Below are 19614 nucleotides of genomic sequence, written 5' to 3' on the forward strand. Positions count from 1 at the left end.
ACGCTGCTACTCCCCGACGAAATGGCGCCTACCACGAGCACACCGTCCGCTGGGCTCGTGTTCGGCTGGTACATGAACGAGTCTGGCGAGCCCGCCCCGCCCGGCACATCGGTCCTGCGGCGGCAATCGTGTTCGACGAAAGTCGAGGCGGCGATTCGCCCTGGGTCGAGCGCACCTCAACCGCTGGGCTGCTGCTTTCGGCCGGTCGGTGTCGCGATAATGGCCGGGTGGACACCGACAGCGCCGCACGACTCGGGGCATGCCAGCAGATCTGGCGGCTGACGGCGGCCGCGGTACTCGGCACAGCCTTCTGGTTCTCCGTCGCCACGGCGCTGCCGGCGGGCTGCGCGGCCGATACGTGTTCCTGGTTCGTCACCGGCGATCCGCTGATCGCACTCGGCTGCTTGACGGTGCTGCTGTGGCGGCGGCGGTTCCCGTTCACCGTCGCTCTGACGGTCGTGATCGCCTCGGCCGCGTCGGCGCTCGCAACTGGTGCCGCGCTGCTGGCGCTGTGTTCGCTGTCCACTCGCCGCCGTCCGGTCGAGATCGGTGTGGTCGTTGCGGCGTATGTGACCGCGGCGCAGTTCACCGAAGACCTCTACCCGATCGACACGCTGCCCGCCCCGATCTGGCTGCGACTCGCGCTGCCGCTGGCGAGCGCGGGCATCGCGGTGGCAACCGGTGTGGCCATCGACGCCCGTCGCGTCGAAGTGCGATCGTTGCGGGACCGCGCCGCCGGCGCCGAACGCGAACAGGCCGCTCGGGCGGCGCACGCACAGGCCACCGAACGCAACCGGATCGCCCGCGAAATGCACGATGTGCTCGCGCACCGGATCTCGCTGGTCGCCATGCAAGCCGGCGTCCTGGATCACCGTGACGACCTCTCGACCGAGGAGAAGCGCACACTGATCCGCGGGATCGTCGACGGTTCCCGCCAGGCGCTGGAAGAACTCCGCGACGTCCTCGGTGTCCTTCGCGCCGACCCCGACCGCCCCGAACCACCGCAACCCACCCTGGACCGGATTTCGGAGCTGGTGGCCGACGCCCGGTCGTCGGGTCTGGACGTCACGCTCGCCAGCACGGTGACCGCTACCCCACCCGAGACCGTTGGCCGGACCGGCTATCGGGTAATTCAGGAAGGGCTGAGCAACGCCGCGAAACATGCCCCGACCGCGGAAGTCAACGTCACCGTCGACGGGACGCCCGGCGGCGAACTGCGTGTCAGCGTCCGCAATTCGGCGGCCGCCACCGCCGTGGCCCGGCCACCTGCCTCGGGCTTCGGTCTGCTCGGCCTCACCGAACGAATCACCCTCGCCGGCGGAAAACTCCACCACCATCGCACGTCCGACAACGGATACGTTCTCACCGCGCACCTTCCCTGGCCGGAGCACGACCACGAGAAAAGAGCATGAGTGCACAATGATCAGGAGACGGTGCGCGTTGTCATCGTCGACGATGACCAGCTGGTGCGGATGGCGCTACGACTCGTTATCGACGGCGAGCCGGATCTGACCGTCGTCGCGGAGGCCGCCGATGGCGATAGCGCGATCGCGGTGGTCGACGAGCTGCGACCGGACGTCGTGCTGATGGATGTGCGGATGCCCGGCCGCGACGGCGTCGACACCACCCGGTACCTCCAGACCGTACCGGCCGCGCCGGCGGTACTCATGCTGACCACCTTCGACTCCGACGAGCTGGTACTCGGTGCCCTACGCGCCGGGGCACTCGGCTTCGTTCTCAAAGACACCCCGCCCGCCCGGATCGCCGACGCGGTGCGCACCGTCGCGGCCGGCAACCCTGTGCTGTCCCCCACCGTCACGGCGCGGGTGATCGCCGCGGCCACCGGGCCGGGTTCCACCGAAGCCCGCAGAGCCTCCCGCGACGCCGCGCGAAAACGACTGGCTGCCCTCTCCGAACGTGAACTCGATACCGCGCGAGCGATCGCGGACGGGCTGGGCAACCCGGAGATCGCCGCGCGGTTACAGGTCACCGTCGCCACCGTCAAGGCGCACACCGGCAATCTGTTCATCAAGCTGGGCGTCGGGAATCGGGTACAGATCGCGCTACTGGTCCGCGACGCCGAACAATGACCCAGGCAGCCGGACACTCGACACCTTTCGTGAAACCCCACCTGCTACTTCGACACGGACCTTAGGTGCCAGTCGTTCGCGCCGTTCGTGAATGCCGTGTCCTGTGTAGGAGACCAGCAGCACGTCGGTAGCTTCTCGTGCCGCACGGCTGACAGCCACGCAATGCAGTACCTAGATCGCACCGCAGGAGGTCGAACGCGCCGGCTACTTGGTTGAACCGGCGCGTTCTCGATCTCTGCATGTTCCCGGGAATATGCGGCGATCTGCCGTGACGATACCCGCAACGGGCGACCCGAAACCGTGCGTCCTCACCAGTCCGACAGGTGCTAGGGCTCGACTGTGCGCGTGCTCGATTGGCCGTCCCACTAATGCCGAAATTCGTTCGCATCTCGCGGCCTCCGCATCGACGAAGGTTGTCGATATTACGAGCAAACGGTGTCCGCTTTCGATCACATGCGCAGCAGATGAGAGCCATTGCCACAGTTCCAGCCACGGTCTCCAGTCTATTGCGTGAGCGCTACGAGTAGCCTCCGACAAGGTCGTCGCGGTATTCGGCGAATCTGTCCTCGATCTCGCGTGGCTGAAAACGCCCACGGCATCACCGTCGAGACCAAACGACGCTTCGGCGATAATCCCTTGCTGCGCTTGCCATATCGTACATGCGACATCCCGAACCGACCCCGCTCGGGAGCCTTCGCATTGCGATAGAAGTCGATCTTGGATGCCTCACCACAACGAAGTCCCCACGCATAGATCACCTTGAACACAGTCGCATTTCGATAAGCAGTCAACGCCCCCTTGCGGCCCCGCCTCATCGCCAGTTCCACTCGGTGTTCCGCGAAATCGAAGAACTGTTGAACCTCTTCCCTGATCATCGGCCGCCGCACCGGCCGACCCTCGTAATCGACCAGATGGGCCGCGGTGTTCCACTCGTGGCAGACCTGAGTCGGATGTGTGCCGCACCGCCGCTCGCATTCCTCGACCCACTGGCAGTAGGGCGGTGATGTAGTCACAGAACATCCGCAACGATGCCTGGCAAAAGCGAATAATGCTCTCTGCCAACTTTTTTGCGGCTACCAGTTCCGTCATTGACTAGTCAACCAGCCCGACCGTCCTGATGCACCCCGACCCTTTCACCTAGTGCATGTTTCATGTATCCAACCCAACATAGACCTCAAAGATGCTGGCATGGGGCTATTTTCAGGAAGTTCTGACGCGGCACTGGAACAGACGAAGTGGTCTCCGAAGATGCACACCGAAATTAGTTGGGGGCACTGTGAATTGACCCAGAGTACTCATGACGTCGGCCTGATCCGCTCTCGCCCGATGATAAAAAGGTACTGCACTTGCCTCTGCGTATCACTGCAGCGGCCGCACTGCAATTACTGAGGACGTGAGTCTATGAACAACCTGAACAGACGTGACGCATTGAAGGCCGGCGGGATGCTGGCAGGGATCGGGGCGCTGTCCCTGTCGTTGTTCACCGCCCCGCCACGAGCGCAGGCGTGGAGCTGGTCAGCCAGCGGCTCGATCGCCGGCTCCGGCGACGGGGTCGATCCGATGACCGTGTGGGATCCGGCAGCCGACCAGGTCATAGCCGAGATTCTCGAGAGCGGCCAGGTGCCCGCGATCAACAAGATACTGGCTACCTGGACCACCAACAACCAGCCCACGCCGTCGGGCCTGCCCCCGAATCTGACCGCCTTCATCGAGCAGGCGCGCCAGCTGCCGGCCTGGACCGATCAGTCGAAACTGACTGCGGCGGACGACTTCAACTTCAAGCAGGGCCCGTTCATCGGCACCGCTTACGGGTTCGGGGCCGGCCTGTTGGCGACCGTGATCCCGCACGAGTCACGCGCCGTGTACTACTCCAAGGGCGGCGCTGATCTCCAGGATCGCATCGCCAAGACCGCCAAGCTCGGCTACGACCTCATGGCCCAGCAGCCGTTCGGGCCCAACGGCAATCTGATCGTGACCTGCGTCAAGACGCGCATGGTGCACGCGGCAGTGCGGCACCTGCTGCCCACATCGGCGCCGTGGCTGCAGGTAGCGACCGAGTCTCCCAAGATTCCGATCAGCCAGAACGACATCCTGGTCACCTGGCACAGCCTACCGACCACCATCATGCAGAAGCTGAAGGCTTGGAAGGTACCCATAACCGACGCCCAGTCGGCCGGCTTGCTGCACTCGTGGCAGGTGACCGCGCACCTGCTCGGCGTACAGGACCAGTACATCCCCGCGACATGGGACTCCGCGAACGCTCAGTCCAAGCAGGTGCTGGACCCGGTTCTTGGCCCCACACCCGAGGGCACCAAGATCGCCGACCACCTCCTCACCATCGGGCCGGTACTGGCTGCTACCAGCTTCATCACCAAGCCGATGCTCGCCTCGTTCACCAAGTTCGTGCTCGGTGCCCAGGTCGCCAAATGGCTCAATCTGAAGACCGACGGTATCTGGGACGGCATCTTCGCGACGTTGTGGGGGCCGTTCGTCCAGCTCTACCAACTCGGCAAGATCGTCCCTGGTGTCGACGCGATCTACTTCCAATTGACCGAGTTCATCAAGGTAGCCGCGCTGTTGTACCTCAATAGCGGCGGTCTCAAACTGGAGCTCCCGATCCCCACCACCAACAACCCGTCGATCACCGGCACACCCCCCGTCACCACCACCCCATACGCTACGACGACTACGACACCGCCCACTACGACAGCACCCGCGACGACGACACCTCACAGCTAGCTTCGCCCAGCCACGCCCATTGAGCTGTTGTAGTCCTCGAATGGCGAAAGGCGCTCCGAACTGGGATGATTCGACTTGTCCAAGGTTGAATCAGCAGTTCGAGGAGCGCCTTTCTGGTGAGAAAGTCTACGTGGTGGTACTCCGTCACCTCCGCATGATCCACTCGTCCATGCGGACAATATGCAGGGACTGCTACGGGTTCGTGACGGCGGGGTTCGTGCCCCGTATCTCCGTGAGCAGATGGCGATCAAATGCGGTGGTTCCGATCAGCGCCGAATCGAGAATCTATCCCTGTTCGTCGGATTCTTCAGTCGGTTCAGTCCGAAGCTCATCAGGATTGTCGGCTCCAACGTGGTGATGCTCGATGTTCAAACCTGGATTCATACGCAGAACGCGATCATCTGGGCCTGGCCCTACTGGTCGATCAGTCCCCGGAGGTCACCGGATTCAGCATCGGAACGAGAAATTGTCGAGCGATCGTGGCAAGTTGAGCATCGTTGTCGAGGTCGACGACATGGCTGGGGATCGCCACGAAGGAGGCGCAGACCCTGACCATCAGTTCGGCTACCAGATCGGCGTCTACCCGGCTGTGAACATTGCCGACAGCTTGCTCACGACGAAGCTGACCGGCGACGAATTTCTGGACTGCGGCGATGTTTCGACCTCCGTCACCGATCATCGAGCTCGCAAGTCGGTCTGGCTCGACGGCGATCATGCCATCGATGAGGGGGTTGTGCCGAATAGCGCGTAGCGAGCTCACGAACCCTAGTACGAGCCGATCAGCGACTGTCTCCGCATGCTCGATATCGAGAAGAAACTGGCTGAAATATCGCCTGTACTCCCGCAACAGCACCTGCTCGACCAGTACGTCCTTTGTGGCGAACCGTCGGTAAACCGTGATACGCGAGAGATGGGCCCGCCTGGCCACGTCCTCCATCGTGGAACGTTGGATACCCATCCGGCAAAACTGTTCGTAGGCAGAATCAAGGAGTCGCGCGCGGATTTCGTCCACATCGGCAACATCGTCGACCGCCTCGAGATACGCGCGTTCGAGAAGAGACGTCTGCTCCGAGGTCCTCGGTCCGGTCGGCAGAACGGGTTCCACAATTTTCCTCCTGGCGCGGTTGCTCCTTCGTCACAGTGGCCTCTGTGTGGAGTCACATCCCCCTTTTATAGCAGACTCGGGCCACCGTGTGTTCCTATTGAGATACGCAGTCACGCAATCGGTTTCAGGACATCTCGAGATGCATTTCAGTCTCGAGGAGTTACAAAATATGGGCGTTGGGGGCTGTAGGAGCACTGGCCGTGGCGTCGCCGACTCGCGCGGAGCCTTGGACGTGGTCACCCGAAGCGTCGGTTTACCTGCGCGCCGGGAGCGTACGAATCTCGGGCCGGAATCAAATTGATTCCGGGCCCGAAACCTGCAAGTTTCGGAGGCAATCATGGGTCAGTTCAGCGTGTGGCATTGGGCGATCGTCGCAGCGGTCTTCCTACTGTTCTTCGGTGCCAAGCGGATGCCGGACGCCGCTCGCGGCCTGGGGCGTTCGCTACGCATCTTCAAGAGCGAGGTCAGCCAGATGCAGTCCGAGACAGAGAGCTCCACGCACGACACCCCAGCTCAGCAAACCGCGAAAGTGTTGCCGCCGACCCAGTCGTCGGCACCCGCGGGCAGCGAACGAGTGTTTCTGTCTAAGTCGCACTGAGCGTCGTTCCGGTACCGAAGTGAGCCGGCGTTCACTTCGTGCACGCGATATCGCCCGCCGGGTGACACCTTTGAGGTCTGACATATCATGCGAAATCTATTCCATCGCGGCCGCAGCGCACGTCGGGCAAATCCAGACGGCACCATGTCGATCGTTCAACACCTGCAGGAGTTGCGCACTCGACTGTTGATCTCGGTAGCCGCGATCCTGGTCACGACGGCGTTCGGGGTCTATTGGTATGCGTATTCGGTCCTCGGACTCCAGAGCCTGGGTGATGTGCTGCTCGGACCGTATTGCTCACTCGATCCGTCTGCACGGGCAACGCTGACCCCGGACGGTTCATGTCGGCTACTCGCGACCGGTCCGTTCGAACAATTTATGCTCCGCCTGAAAGTTGGATTCACCGCAGGGGTGGTGCTCGCCGCGCCGATGTGGCTGTACCAGTTGTGGATGTTCATCACGCCGGGCATGCATTCGAAGGAGCGTAAGTATGCGGTCGGATTCGTCGCTGCTGGCTCCGTGTTGTTCGCTATGGGCGCGGTGCTGGCGTACCTCGTCGTCGCCCGCGCTCTGAGTTTCTTGCTCGAGATCGGAAACAACGCACAGATCACGGCTTTGAGCGGTTCGGAATATTTCAGCTTCATCATCCAGTTACTGATCATCTTCGGAGTCAGTTTTGAAACGCCGGTAATCATCATCGGATTGAACGTTATCGGGGTGCTCACCTACGAGAAACTGAAGGCGTGGCGACGCGGAATCATCTTCGGTCTCTTCGTCTTCGCCGCAGTGGCAACCCCGCAGGATCCGATCTCGATGATCGTGCTCGCCGCCGCATTGACCGTGTTGTTCGAAGCAGCGGTACAGTTCGCTCGAATCAAGGACAGCAGACGCGCGCGGCGCGAGATCAACGAGGGTTACGCTGCGCTCGATGATGAAGAAGCTTCGGCCCTCGGTGCCGCCGATCCGATCGACCCTGCCGAAGCATCGGTGAAGTCACCGGAGAAGGTCACGCGATCGGTGCGCGATGTTTCGATCCGCTCCGATGACCGATGATCCCGCTGAAATCGGCTGGCCGATCACCGGTGGTTCCCTTGCCCGGGGCCACCAGCCGGAAATCAGCGGCGGCGGCGGGCGAGTTGGTGATGGCGGCAACAGGTGGGCCGTTCTCGCAATCGCCTCGAGATCGCGCTCATCGACCTGGGCAGCCACCACTTCCCGGTCGACGCTCCAGAGAGCACGACGAACCTTCCAGCTGACGTAAGAATGAATGTTAACCAGGCAAGATTCTGATACGTTCGGCCTGTGGACGACGGACTCGGGGACTTGCTGCATCGCGTGGTGTACCTACTCGGAGAGGCCGCACGCCGGCGCGTGGACGACTCAGCGGCGCTGACGTACAGCCAGATACGCCTGCTGGGGACATTGGAAGAAATCGAGCCGGTGACCCAGCACCAGCTGGCGCAGGCGCTGGCAGTATCGGACCCGGCGGTCAGCCGGGCCTTACGCCCGCTGGAAACAGCCGGATTCGTCGCGGTCGAGCCCGACCCCGAGCACGGACGACGACGACTGGTCAGCACCACCGAGGCAGGTCGCAACGCCTTCCACGGCAGCGACAGGCCGCTCCAGAACGAACTGCGCGACGCGCTGCTGAAAGCGGGCTTCCCGTACGAACGCTACCTACACGACACTGCCACGCTGGCCAAGTTCCTCGAGCCGAGCCGATAGTTCGATCCGGTACTTCGGAGTCCTACACTCTCGGTAAACTTAGTCTTGCATGGTTAATATTAACCATGCAAGACTGAGGGGCATGAACGAGATGTCCTACTTCGCCCAGTCGGCTTTTCCCCTGGTTTGGATAGTGATCGCGGTTGCGGGCGCGCTGATCCGAACCCGGCACAGCCCCTCCCGTGCAGCCGCCCTCGAAACCTGGCAGCGGTGGTGGGCCGTCGCCGCGCTCGGCTGCGGCAGCCTGTGGATGACGATCGCCTTCCTGACCATCCCCGACGTGATGGCCACCGCGATCGGCTTCGACCGGACCCCGTTCCAGTTCGAGATCGCCTTTGCCAACCTCGGGCTCGCCGTCATGGGATTCCGCGCCGCCTCGGCCACCGCTCGCGAGCGCATCACCATCGGCCTCGGCGCCGGCATGTTCCTGTGGGGTGCGGCGATCGGCCACGTCTACCAGTGGTTCGCCCACGGCGACCACGCACCCGGAAACACCGGTGGAGTGCTGGTCTGCGACCTGCTCCTCCCCGCGGTCATGATCGTCCTCGCACTGCGGTCGCAACAGCTCTCCATCCCCGGGCGGCGTACCCTCGCACCCTCTTCTCGAGAAGCCACCCGACGCCGCTTGACCGCCGTCCTGGCGCGAGAGAACCCAGACCGCCAGGGTGGGATGCTCGGCGCTGGTGAGGATGGTCCCGCCTGCGGTATTTGCCTACAGCATGTAGGTAGTTGCATAATACTAGTAGCCGGATTGGAGAATGCTGATGGTTCGAGTGGGCTTGACCCCTGACAGGCTGACCCTCGCGGGCGCCGAGCTCGCCGACCAGGTGGGTTTCGAGCAGGTGACCGTGTCGGCGCTCGCGCGGCACTTCGGCGTGAAGTCCGCGAGCCTGTACTCGCACGTGAAGAGCACCGAGGACCTGAAAACGCGGATCGCGTTGTTCGCCCTCACGGAACTCGCCGACCGTGCCGCCAACGCGGTGGCCGGCCGGTCCGGCAAGGACGCGCTCGCCGCGTTCGCCGATGCCTACCGCGACTACGCGCGTGAGCATCCCGGCCGTTTCGACGCCGCCCGATTACGACTGGATCCCGAGACGGCGGCGGCGAGCGCGGGTGTGCGGCACGCGCAGATGATGCGCGCGATCCTGCGTGGCTACGACCTGACCGAACCCGATCAGACCCACGCGGTTCGCCTGCTGGGCAGCGTCTTCCACGGCTACGTCACCCTCGAGCTGGCCGGTGGGTTCAGTCACACCGCCGTCGACTCGCAGCAGTCCTGGGAGTGGGTCGTCGACTCGCTCGACATCCTGCTGCGCACCCAAGCAATCCCTGCCACCGAGAAGTAGGAATGATGAAGGCCGACACCATGTGGGTGACCACGCCCATCACCCCTGATCTGCTGCGCGGATTCCTGGACCTGGAACCGACCCGGCACGGGGTGCTGCCGCATCGTTTGCCCGCGGCGGCGCGCAGACAGATCCCCGACAGTCAGCTCGCCATGGCCGAGGCGCAGCCGTCCGGAGTGCGGCTCGTGTTCCGGACCCGCGCCACCACCGTCGAACTGGACACCCTGCCCACGAAGCGGGCCTACCGCGGTATGCCCGCGGTGCCAGACGGGGTCTATGACCTGCTGGCCGACGGTGAACTCGCCGCGCAGGCGACAGTCGACGGCGGCAACGTCCGTACAATCACCGACCTGCGCACCGGGGCCGCCGAACTGGCCGAGGGGCCGACGGGCACCGCGCGGTTCACCGATCTGCCCGCCGGTGACAAGCGCATCGAGATCTGGATGCCGCACGCGGAGATCACCGAGCTGATCAGCCTGCGTACAGACGCCCCGATCGAACCGATTACCACCGACGGACGGCGGGTGTGGCTCCACCACGGCAGTTCCATCAGCCACGGGTCCAACGCCGCGTACCCGAGCAGCATCTGGCCCGCGCTCGCCGCGCGGCACGCCGGCGGGGTCGAACTGATCAACCTCGGCTTCGGCGGTAGCGCGCTGCTCGACCCGTTCACCGCCCGCGCCATGCGCGACACTCCAGCGGACCTGATCAGCGTCAAGGTCGGCATCAACATCGTCAACACCGATACCATGCGGTTGCGCGCGTTCGGTCCGGCGGTGCACGGCTTCCTGGACACCATCCGTGACGGGCACCCGCGCACTCCACTGCTGGTCGTTTCGCCGATCCTGTGCCCGATCCAGGAAAACACCCCCGGCCCACTGATGCCCGACTTCTCGACCGGCAGCATGCGGTTCAAGGCCACCGGCGACCCCGCCGACGTTGCGGCGGGTCGCCTGACGCTCACCGTGATTCGCGACGCGCTGACTCGGATCGTCGAACAGCGGGCCGTCGACGATCCGAACCTGCACTATCTCGACGGCCGGGACCTGTACGGGGACAACGACTTCGCCGAGTTCCCGTTGTCCGACGCACTGCACCCCGACCCGGACGGCCATCGCCGAATCGGAGAGAACTTCGTACGGCACGTCTTCGGGGCCGGGCGCCCGTTTGCGGGCTGAGGTCATCTCGGCGCCGAGGGAAGCAGTAAGGCACCTCAACTGCTGCGACGGAATGTGAGTCGGACCGCAGCCAACTGGACGGCAACCGGTGACCCGGAGCAAGTGCAAGCCGAGGGAGAGCCATTCCTCAGCGCACGCGCTGTAGTGCTCGTTCTGCGGCGTTGGCCCCGCACATGCCGTGCGCGCCGGGGCCGGGCGGGGTCGCTGCCGAGCACAGATAGTGGCCGGGCAGGCCGGTGTCGTAGGGCTGCAGGGTTTTTCGGGGGCCGAAGACCAGTTGGGGGATGTTCTTGGCGCCGGTCATGATGTTGCCGCCGACGTAATTGAGGTTGTAGTCGGCGAATTCTGTTGTGGTGCGGGCGGTCAGGCCGACGACGCGGTCGCGGAAGCCTGGTGCGAAGCGTTCGATCTGGGCGATGATCGCTTCGGTGGCGTCGCCGGTGTAACCGTTGGGGACGTGGGCGTAGGTCCACACGGGATGCACCGATCCCGTGGATCGCCGAGGGTCGGCGAGGTATTGCTGGCCGACCAAGACGAAGGGGCGCTGTGGCATTCGACCGGCGTGGATGTCGCGTTCGCCCGCGGCGACCTCGGCGAAGGAGCCGCCGAGGTGCACTGTGCCCGCGCGGCGGGCAGCCTCGCTGGTCCATGGGACGCCGCCGTCGACGGCGAAGTCGACCTTGAAAGCGCCGGGGCCGTACCGGAATCGGCGGTAGGCGCGGGAAATTCGTGTCGGGAGCCGGTCGCCGAGGATTTCCGCGACCGCGGTGGGGGCGAGATCCCAGATCGTGATGTCAGAGGGCGGTAGGTCGGCGACAGAGCCTACGCGGACGCCGGTCTCGACCTTTCCGCCGTGGTCGGCCAGCACCGCGACCATGCTGTCGGCGATCTGCTGGGATCCGCCGACCGCGACCGCCCAGCCGTATCGGTGCCCCGCCGTCAGGATGCCGAGCCCGATGCTGGCGCTCAACGGACGCTCGAGGGGATGGAAAGCGTGTGCGGCCACGCCGCCGAACAGTGCCCGTCCCGCTTCGGTGCGGAAGGCTCGCGCCAGCAGCGTGGCGGGGGCAGTCGCCGGAATACCGAAGCGCGCCAAACGGATCGGATGTCGGGGAATCCGCAGCAGTGGGCGCATGATGTCGTCGCCGAACTCGTCGTAGTTCGCGACCGGGCGTTCGAACAGCGTGCGCCACAGCCGTTCGTCGGCGCCAAGGCCCGTGGCGGTCTCGGCGACCGAGCGATGCAGCACTGCGGCGGTGCCGTCGTCGAGGGGGTGGACGCAGTCGAGTTCTGCCCACGCCCAATGCAATCCGTATCGTTCCAGGTCGATGCGCCGCAGAAACGGCGAGCCCACGGCCATCGGATGGATAGCCGAACAGTGGTCGTGCAGCAAACCGGGCACGATCGCCTCGCTCGAGCGGGTGCCGCCGCCGATCGTGTCGGCGGCTTCGAGCACCGTCACCTCCACGCCCGCTCGGGCCAGGGTGATGGCCGCGGCCAGTCCATTGGGACCGCTGCCGACCACTGTCGCCGTTGTCATCGACTTGCCTTTCTCTTGCTCGAGATAGATTCAGGTACTCGGCTATTCGGCCGGAGCAACCACGTCCTGGTGCGGCGCGGCGATCGCGCCGGTGACGTCTTCACGCCGCCAGGTCACGGTGTGCGGAATCGGCCCGTCCGGCAGCCACGGCATCGCCTCGACGGCGTCGGCGACCTCCCATGTCCCGCGTTCGATGACACCGAGCGCCGCGTCGACCACCATGTATTCCTGGGTGCTCTTGTGGACCGGTTGCGATTCCACCCACACTACGATCCATTCTCCCGGCGCGAACCCGACCCTGGCCTGGACCGCGTCGATCAGGTCGAGGTTGTGCAGGTGGCCGTCGCCGAAGTTGAAGCCGATCAACGAGTTACAGGCGAACTCGGCTTCACGCACGGTCCAGCGATCGATGTCGGGAAGGTGCCTGTACAGCAGCGAGAACAAGCCGCGGCCCTGACTGTGCATGGATCGCCACGCGATGGTCTGCTGCATGGTGATCTCGGCGACCGCCGGCGGGTAGCCCATGGCCAGCAGCTGGTCGACCTGGTTGTCGGCGGGGCGGTGCGCGATGGTGTTGAGCTTGGCTTCCGCTCCCGGCGCGAAGGCCCACAGCGCCGAGGCCCAGTTGCCGGCGTACTGACGCATGGACGGCAGGAACGACACCAGGTCGGGGCGCAGATTACCCAGCACGGGGAAGAAGGCGAGCCCCGCCGCGATCGCGACCGTCAACCACGGCGACGACATGTCGAAAACGCCGTACCCGGCCGAATTCGGGAAGCCCAGGAACAGGAACACGGTGAGGTAGGCGAACAGGATGTTCCACTCCAGCGGCACGGCCAGCGGGAAGGTGGAGGTGATGAACAGGTGGAAGATGACCATGATCGCGACACCGGCCAGGGTCAGCCAGTGGTTCGTCGAGAACAGCAGCACGATCGGGGTGAGCACTTCCACGGTGGTACCACCGACATGGGCCATGAACGAAGCGACGCGTGAGGGTCGGATATCGCGGGGGAAATCGCGGTAGTGGGCCCGCTTGATCGACCGGAACGGCATCGATGGGCTGTTGGACACCATCGGGGGCACCACATTGGTGAAGTGCTTGCCGAACTTGGAGACTCCCGCGCCGACCCACACGATCACGATCAGCAGTTTGGCCGCGATGATCATGTCGGTGAACGGCAGCACCGCGAAGAACAGCAGTGCGGGCAGGTACTGCTCGCCGCGAGCCGCCAGGAAGATCGTCTTGTCCCGCAGCCCGCACAGGATGTAGAGCACGATCGGCGCGATCAACAGCACCGGCCGGACCAGCCCGGAAGTGTTGTCCGGCAACGCTTCCAACAGTGCGGCGGTGGTCCGCCCCGGCGCGACGACGGCGATCACCAGCGAGGCGAGAAAGCCGAGGTACAGCACCACATCGACCGTCGTGCGTGAATCACCATCGGTGAACGGCACCCGATACCAGGGCCGCAATCGGATGCTTCCCCGTCGGGCGAAGTACAGAATGCCGCCGGTCATCGGCTTGAACTTGCCCGCCAGCGGACCCCAGGAGCCCGCGACGCCGACAGCTTCGACCAGCACCGTCCACAGCACCAGCTTCTGATAGACGACCGGCTGGTTCCACCACTGCGCCACATCCCAGAACGGGCCGGTGCCCGACGTCGCCGTCGCGATCGCGACACCGCCGATGACGTAGAGCACGAGCACTTTCGCGAGATACACGGTATGGATCATCTTCGGCGTGCCGAATCCATATTCCGCCCAGTGCAGTGCCAATGTTCGAATACGTTCGCGCAGTGGCAAATCCAAGAATGTCTCGGTGTCCACCGGCGGGAAATCTCCCGTCTTGAATCCCATGGCTCGATCCCTTTCTTCCTGCTTCCGGGCGCGAGTGACCGCGACCGAAAGGCTGTCTTTCGTTCGAATTACATTGCGGCGCGGAACCGCTCAGGTGCGCGCGGCCATGACCCGCAGCTGCTTCTTGTCGATCTTGCCGACCGGATTGCGTGGCATCTCCGCTGTCAACACGATCGAGGCGGGGACCTTGAATGCCGCGAGTTCCGCACGGCAGTGCTCGGTCAGCTCTTCGACGGTGACGGTGGCCTGTGGCGCCGTGACCACGTGGGCGACCGGTACCTCGCCCAGCACGGCGTCGGGCACACCGACTACCGCGGCTTCGTGGACAGCGGGGTGCCGGTAGAGCGCGTTCTCGATTTCCTTGGGGTACAGGTTCTCGCCGGCCCGGATGATCATGTCCTTGATCCGGTCGACCAGGACCAGGTAGCCGTCGTCGTCGAAATAGCCGATGTCGCCGGTATGCAGCCAGTCGTCGACCACGGTCGCGGCGGTCTCCGTCGGCTTGCCGAGATAGCCGCGCATTACGTTCGGGCCGCGGACTACCACTTCGCCGGGTTCGCCGAATACTGACAGCTGGCCGTCGGGGTCCATGATCGCCACTGTCTGGCCGGGCAGCGGAAGCCCGACAGTGCCCGGCTTCCGTTGACCCGCTACCGGATTGAGGGTCGACGCGCAGGTTCCCTCGGACAGACCGTAACCCTCGACGATCGGCACACCGAAGCGCTGCTCGAAGCGGGAGATGAGCTCGGCAGGCATGGGGGCAGCACCGCAGATCGCCAGCCGCAGCGACGACGTGTCAGGGCGCTCGCCGCCGGGCTGGGCTACCAGCATCGCGTAGATGGCGGGCACCGCCGAGAAGTAGGTGGGCCGGACCCGTTCGACGGTGTCGAAGAACCCGGACGCGGAGAACTTGCCCGCGATGGTCGCGCGCCCGCCCGCCAGCAGCGGGGAGAGCACGCTGACCACGATGCCGTTGACGTGGAACAGCGGCAGAATCAGCAGGCTGTGATCGTTCTCGTCCATGACCAGAGCGTCGATGATCATCGTGCACATTGCGGCGAGATTCTCGTGGCCGAGCACCACACCCTTGGGTCGGCCTGTGGTCCCGCTGGTATAGATGATCAGTGCCGCACTGCTGGACTGCGCCGCGACCGCGACCGAGCCCGCCGGCTCAGCCAAGGCGGCGACATCGAGGGTGACCGCGACCCGATCGTGTTCACCGATCACGACCTCGGCGCCGGAATCCTCGATCTGGTAGGAGATATCGTCGTCGGTGAGCCCTGGGTTCACCGGGGTAACCGCAGCGCCGAGCCGCCAGGCGGCGAACAGGGTCACTACCAGTTCCACCCGGTTGGGCAAGACGACCGCGACGACATCGCCCGCACGCACGCCCGCCTCGTACAGGACCGAGGCGGCAGCATCGACGCGCGCCCGGAACTGCACGTTCGACAAGGCGACGGTGTCGTCGGCCACGCTGTGCCCCTGCGGGTCGGCGGCAGCTCTGACGTCGGGCAGTTCGGCGATGTATCGCATGATTCCCCATCGAAGACGTATGTGATCTGGATTACATATCCCAAGCTAGAGCTCGGAGACGAAGCCAGCTACGGGCCACCGAACCAGCGTTGCGGCAACATGTTGTGCCACGAGCACAAACGGAGCCGCCCCACCGCGCACCGGGGGTACTGTCTGCGCCCATGGCTGTCGACAACGATCCGCTGATGCGGGAGGTAGCGTCCCGGATCAAAGCCGACCTCAATCGGCTGGCACCGACGATGATTGCGATGTTCGTCGAAGTCATCCCCGAATTCCGGCACGACGATGAAGCTCGTAGGCTGATGGTCGCCAGCACCGAGTCCAACCTCACCGCAATCCTGGACATGCTGACCTTGGCCATCGGCCTCGACGACATCACCGTGCCGCCCGCGGCCGCCGAATACGCCCGCCGCTTCGCCCAGCACGACCTGTCGCTCGAAGCACTGCTGCGCGCTTACCGGCTCGGCGAGAACATGTTCGTCCAGTGGACGATGACGCAGCTGATCGAGCTGAACCCCTCCACCGAGGTCGCCCTGGCCACCGCGGCGCGGATGGCCGACGTGGTCAACAGCTATATCGATCAGGTGATCGAAGGCTTGATCGACATCTATGCCGGCGAGCGCCGTCGCTGGGACGCGCGCACCGACGTAGCCCGCGTCGCGCAGGTGCGCGCCGTCCTCAACGCTGATGACCTGGATGTGGCTTCAGCCGAACAGATGCTGTCAGTCTCTCTGCGCGGCTGGCACCAATTCGCGATGCTGTGGACGCCGCCCGAAGCCAGCGATCCCCGCGCATCACTCCGCGCAGGCACCGCGCTACTCGCTGCCGCGACAGGCACGACGCCGATGACTGTCGAGGTCGACGACCACAATCGGTGGGTGTGGATCTCCTCGGTGGCGCGCCCGGTGCTCGACACCGAACAGCTCGCCCGAGACCTACGCGCTCACTCGAAACTGTCCATCGCACTGGGCGATCCCGCGACCGGCCTCCAGGGATTTCGCCAGACCTACCGCGATGCTCAGCAGGCTCGTGCGGTCGCGCTGACCGGGCACGGGCACGGCCTCACCGCTTATGCAGACGTGGGGTTGGCCGCCTTGTTCGCTGACCGTATCGCCGACGCGCAAGCATGGGCCGTACGCGTCTTGGGCGCGTTGATCGGCGCCGACGAGACCGCTGCCCGGTTGCGCGAGACCGTTCGCGCGTTCCTCGCCTCCCGCGGCAGCTACACCGATGCGGCCACCCGACTGCATGTACACAAGAACACCGTCCACTACCGAGTGCGCAAGGCCGAAGAGCTACTGGGGCATCCGCTCAGTGAGCGCAGACTCGACATCGAGGTCGCTCTTTTGACCTGCGCACAACTAGGCATACCTGCGATGGGCCACGACCACGTCGATCCAGGCCACGGCTAGCCTGGCTGCCCGCTCCCACCTCGGAGAGCTATCACGTGCATCAGCGCCATAGTCTTGCGGGCAGCAGAACCTAGGCCGCCCTCTCAACCGGGTGGTGTCCGCGTGCAGCGATCGGCGCACCGATCAGCGGCCGCCCGGTTGCCACCGCCAGCACGGTACCGACAACACCGACCAGTCCGCGCCGGCTCGGCGCCGAGATGCTCGACGACAGCACTGTTCGCGTGCTCGGCGGAGCCAAGGGCTTGGCAGCGATACGGTCCGCCAACCAGCCCAAACTCAGTGGAGTCGACAGCGGAAGCAATGTGAAGTGGTCACTCATGCGGTCGCGTACGTAGGTGACGTGTGTGCCCGCGGCCCGGTACCGTTCGACCTGCTCGTCCACACTGCCGCAATGGATCACCTGATCATTGACCGGCTGCATCACCAGCAACGGGCAGGCCGGAGCGGACAAACCCAACCGCAGATCGTCGAGCACCGCTCGAACCTTCGGCTCGGCGAGAATTTCATGGAGCGGACGTCGTAGATGGTCGTCGAAACTCTGCCCCGACATGCGCAGCAGCGCGACAATCGGCGGTAGCTTCTCGACGGCTGCCAGCAACGCCTGACCCGCGGGCAAGATATCAGCATCGAGGGCAGCGTCGAGGTCGGGATAGAGCCGACGCAATGCCGCCACGACCATCAGTGGAAAACCGGAGAATCGGCTTCCGTGCAGACGAAGGAACACCTCACCGGGATCGCCGACCGGTGCGCCGAGCACCGCACCGACCAGGTTCAACTCGGGCGCGTAACTCGGAGCCATCTCGGCGGCCCACGCGCTGGCCATGCCGCCACCCGAGTACCCCCACAACGCGATCGGCGTGCGCGGATGCAGGCCGAGCGGCGCGAATGACAGCGTTGCCCTTGCCCCATCCAAGCTGCGATAGCCCGGTTCCCGCGGTGCGCCGAAACTTCCCTTCATGCCACCGTGATCGGCGATACTGACCGCCCAACCACGACGGAGCGCATTCGCGATCAGGGGCCATTCGAGCCGGGTGATCGAACCCGGCGCCCGCGTATGGTGGCGCAACACGTAGGACGGCGCGCAACGCTCGGTCACCGAGTCGATTGCGGACTGGAACAACAACAGCGGGCGGTCCTGGTCCGGGACAGCCCCAGCGGGGAGCACGACGGTTGTTATCGCGATCTCCGGTCGCCCGAACAGGTCATTGCTGCGGTAGGCCAATTGCCAGGCTTGGACCTGCTGCCGGACTGATCCGAACAGTGACAGTTCGACGCGCCTGCTCCGGATCAGCGAGCCCGGTGCGTAGGTGGCGATATCGGTGGGACAGCGCATGAAGGGGTCGTGAGAGGGGAGCTGCGGGACACCCCGGTGCGGTGCTGTAGTCCTCGGCCCTCGCGAATGATCAGTTTCTGACACGATTTCATGGGTCTTTCTGGGTTCGATAAACGAGCTGTGCGATATCGGAGCCCAGGTCCACAGACCTCATCTCACAAACGGTCGAAGGCGACCTTGCCCACTACGAAGCCTAGGCAGCTCCCACCCACTTCGTGTGCCGCCGGACATCAACTGTGTTACATCACAACATTTTTAGCGAAGCAGTTGTATCGCGACGCACGTTTATCCACACGGCAGTCTCGCGTGTCCCTTCTTGATGGAGCACTCACGACTCGACGACAACACAACACCTATCCCGCCTACAGCATGGGACGCGCCGCAGAGATCGCCGGCATCACCCAAGCGTTCCTGCGTGGCGGCCTCGACACGGCCCAGCTGCTGACTCCGCAACGCTCCGACGGCGCCGACCCGTCGATCGAGCGTGAACAGGTTCAGGCGCGGTCCCTGCCTCGGCCTGTCTGGCTGCGTAACCCGGACCAATACCATTCGGTCATCGTTTCCACGGCTTGATGTATCGGGATCGGCCGCCCGGCTTGTCGCCAGTGACGTGCGGCGGTGAGGCTCGCGCCGAGAAGCGCCCAAGCGAGCAAACGCGCGTCGGCTGCTTCGCGGTTGTGCAGACGTATCCGTGTCGCGATGGTGGTGGTGCATTCGGTCATGGCTGACCGGATATGCCATTCAACGGACGGCTCATCCGGGACGGAAGCCAAGAGAAGATCATGGACCGCGATGTTGTTTCGGTCGGCCAGGTCGAAGAGTACGGACACCGTGGCGTGGATGCTGTCGAGTTCGGTCTTGGTCGTCGCGAGGACCTCGCTCAAGGTAGTCGTCAGATCGTCGAGCGACTGCTGAACCACTGCGAGGTAGAGGTCGAGCTTGGTTGAAAAATGTTGGTAAAGAATGGGTTTGGTGACCTTCGCGAACGCTCCTACGGTGGTCATGGTGGCGCCGTGGTAGCCGTGGGTGGAGAAGGCCGTCCGGGCGGCGTCGATGAGCTGATTGCGGCGGATCTGTCGGCCTGTCGCAGATGACCCTGCGGTTGTTCGCGATGTCGTGGTGGTAGCCAAAATTCATTCCTGAAGGAGGTCGGGTCCGTTG

The 19614-nt window shown here is 64.5% G+C and carries 16 protein-coding genes; 10 read left to right on the forward strand and 6 right to left on the reverse strand.

Going from position 1 to position 19614, the window contains the following annotated elements:
- Nucleotides 1-227 precede the first annotated feature (227 nt).
- The 3 genes from OHS03_RS13595 to OHS03_RS13605 all read left to right on the forward strand — a co-directional run bounded on the left by OHS03_RS13595 (nucleotide 228) and on the right by OHS03_RS13605 (nucleotide 4829).
- Nucleotides 228-1412 carry a sensor histidine kinase gene (locus OHS03_RS13595; protein ID WP_328663065.1) on the forward strand — a complete coding sequence of 395 codons (1185 nt, stop codon included), beginning with the start codon at nucleotides 228-230 and terminating at the stop codon, nucleotides 1410-1412.
- Nucleotides 1413-2090 (forward strand): response regulator transcription factor, encoded by a 678-nt coding sequence (locus OHS03_RS13600; RefSeq protein WP_328663066.1) that lies wholly within the window; start codon nucleotides 1413-1415, stop codon nucleotides 2088-2090. It begins immediately after the preceding gene.
- A 1401-nt stretch (nucleotides 2091-3491) separates the two neighbouring features.
- A complete protein-coding gene (locus OHS03_RS13605) occupies nucleotides 3492-4829 on the forward strand; it encodes an oxygenase MpaB family protein (protein WP_328663067.1) in 1338 nt (445 codons plus the stop codon).
- A gap of 424 nt (nucleotides 4830-5253) precedes the next feature.
- Here OHS03_RS13605 and OHS03_RS13610 read toward each other — a convergent pair whose 3' ends face one another.
- Nucleotides 5254-5934: a TetR/AcrR family transcriptional regulator gene (locus OHS03_RS13610; RefSeq protein WP_056820587.1), complete on the reverse strand. Its 681-nt coding sequence runs from the start codon at nucleotides 5932-5934 to the stop codon at nucleotides 5254-5256.
- Nucleotides 5935-6271: 337 nt separating this feature from the next.
- On the opposite strand from OHS03_RS13610, the gene tatA reads away from it, so the two are divergent.
- The 6 genes from tatA (at nucleotide 6272) to OHS03_RS13640 (ending at nucleotide 10781) form a co-directional block, all read left to right on the forward strand.
- Nucleotides 6272-6532, forward strand: a complete 261-nt coding sequence (gene tatA, locus OHS03_RS13615) for a Sec-independent protein translocase subunit TatA (protein ID WP_328663068.1) — start codon at nucleotides 6272-6274, stop codon at nucleotides 6530-6532.
- Nucleotides 6533-6619: 87 nt separating this feature from the next.
- Nucleotides 6620-7585, forward strand: coding sequence for a twin-arginine translocase subunit TatC (gene tatC / locus OHS03_RS13620; protein ID WP_328663069.1), 966 nt, complete (start codon nucleotides 6620-6622; stop codon nucleotides 7583-7585).
- A gap of 249 nt (nucleotides 7586-7834) precedes the next feature.
- Nucleotides 7835-8257 (forward strand): MarR family winged helix-turn-helix transcriptional regulator, encoded by a 423-nt coding sequence (locus OHS03_RS13625; RefSeq protein WP_328663070.1) that lies wholly within the window; start codon nucleotides 7835-7837, stop codon nucleotides 8255-8257.
- A gap of 82 nt (nucleotides 8258-8339) precedes the next feature.
- Nucleotides 8340-9047: a DUF6790 family protein gene (locus OHS03_RS13630; RefSeq protein WP_328663071.1), complete on the forward strand. Its 708-nt coding sequence runs from the start codon at nucleotides 8340-8342 to the stop codon at nucleotides 9045-9047.
- Nucleotides 9022-9603, forward strand: coding sequence for a TetR/AcrR family transcriptional regulator (locus OHS03_RS13635; RefSeq protein ID WP_328663072.1), 582 nt, complete (start codon nucleotides 9022-9024; stop codon nucleotides 9601-9603). The genes OHS03_RS13630 and OHS03_RS13635 overlap by 26 nt, the downstream gene beginning before the upstream one ends.
- A gap of 2 nt (nucleotides 9604-9605) precedes the next feature.
- The gene (locus tag OHS03_RS13640) at nucleotides 9606-10781 is read left to right on the forward strand and encodes an SGNH/GDSL hydrolase family protein (RefSeq protein WP_328663073.1); all 1176 of its coding nucleotides are present in this window, start codon (nucleotides 9606-9608) and stop codon (nucleotides 10779-10781) included.
- Nucleotides 10782-10908: 127 nt separating this feature from the next.
- Here OHS03_RS13640 and OHS03_RS13645 read toward each other — a convergent pair whose 3' ends face one another.
- From OHS03_RS13645 to OHS03_RS13655, 3 genes are all read right to left on the reverse strand, one after another.
- Nucleotides 10909-12321: a phytoene desaturase family protein gene (locus OHS03_RS13645; protein ID WP_328663074.1), complete on the reverse strand. Its 1413-nt coding sequence runs from the start codon at nucleotides 12319-12321 to the stop codon at nucleotides 10909-10911.
- Nucleotides 12322-12363: 42 nt separating this feature from the next.
- Nucleotides 12364-14175 (reverse strand): DUF3556 domain-containing protein, encoded by a 1812-nt coding sequence (locus OHS03_RS13650; protein WP_328663075.1) that lies wholly within the window; start codon nucleotides 14173-14175, stop codon nucleotides 12364-12366.
- A gap of 90 nt (nucleotides 14176-14265) precedes the next feature.
- The gene (locus OHS03_RS13655) at nucleotides 14266-15708 is read right to left on the reverse strand and encodes a class I adenylate-forming enzyme family protein (protein ID WP_328663076.1); all 1443 of its coding nucleotides are present in this window, start codon (nucleotides 15706-15708) and stop codon (nucleotides 14266-14268) included.
- Between the two features lie 161 nt (nucleotides 15709-15869).
- Here OHS03_RS13655 and OHS03_RS13660 point away from each other — a divergent pair, with 161 nt between their 5' ends.
- Nucleotides 15870-17120 (forward strand): PucR family transcriptional regulator, encoded by a 1251-nt coding sequence (locus OHS03_RS13660; protein ID WP_328663077.1) that lies wholly within the window; start codon nucleotides 15870-15872, stop codon nucleotides 17118-17120.
- A 70-nt stretch (nucleotides 17121-17190) separates the two neighbouring features.
- Here the strand turns inward: OHS03_RS13660 and OHS03_RS13665 are convergent, their stop codons facing one another.
- Together OHS03_RS13665 and OHS03_RS13670 are read right to left on the reverse strand one after the other, a co-directional pair.
- Nucleotides 17191-18453, reverse strand: coding sequence for an alpha/beta fold hydrolase (locus OHS03_RS13665; protein WP_328663078.1), 1263 nt, complete (start codon nucleotides 18451-18453; stop codon nucleotides 17191-17193).
- Between the two features lie 494 nt (nucleotides 18454-18947).
- Nucleotides 18948-19583, reverse strand: a complete 636-nt coding sequence (locus OHS03_RS13670) for a TetR/AcrR family transcriptional regulator (protein ID WP_328663079.1) — start codon at nucleotides 19581-19583, stop codon at nucleotides 18948-18950.
- Nucleotides 19584-19614 lie beyond the last annotated feature (31 nt).

Origin of the sequence: Nocardia salmonicida (assembly GCF_036142455.1) — a bacterium.
Classification (GTDB): Bacteria; Actinomycetota; Actinomycetes; order Mycobacteriales; family Mycobacteriaceae; genus Nocardia; species Nocardia salmonicida.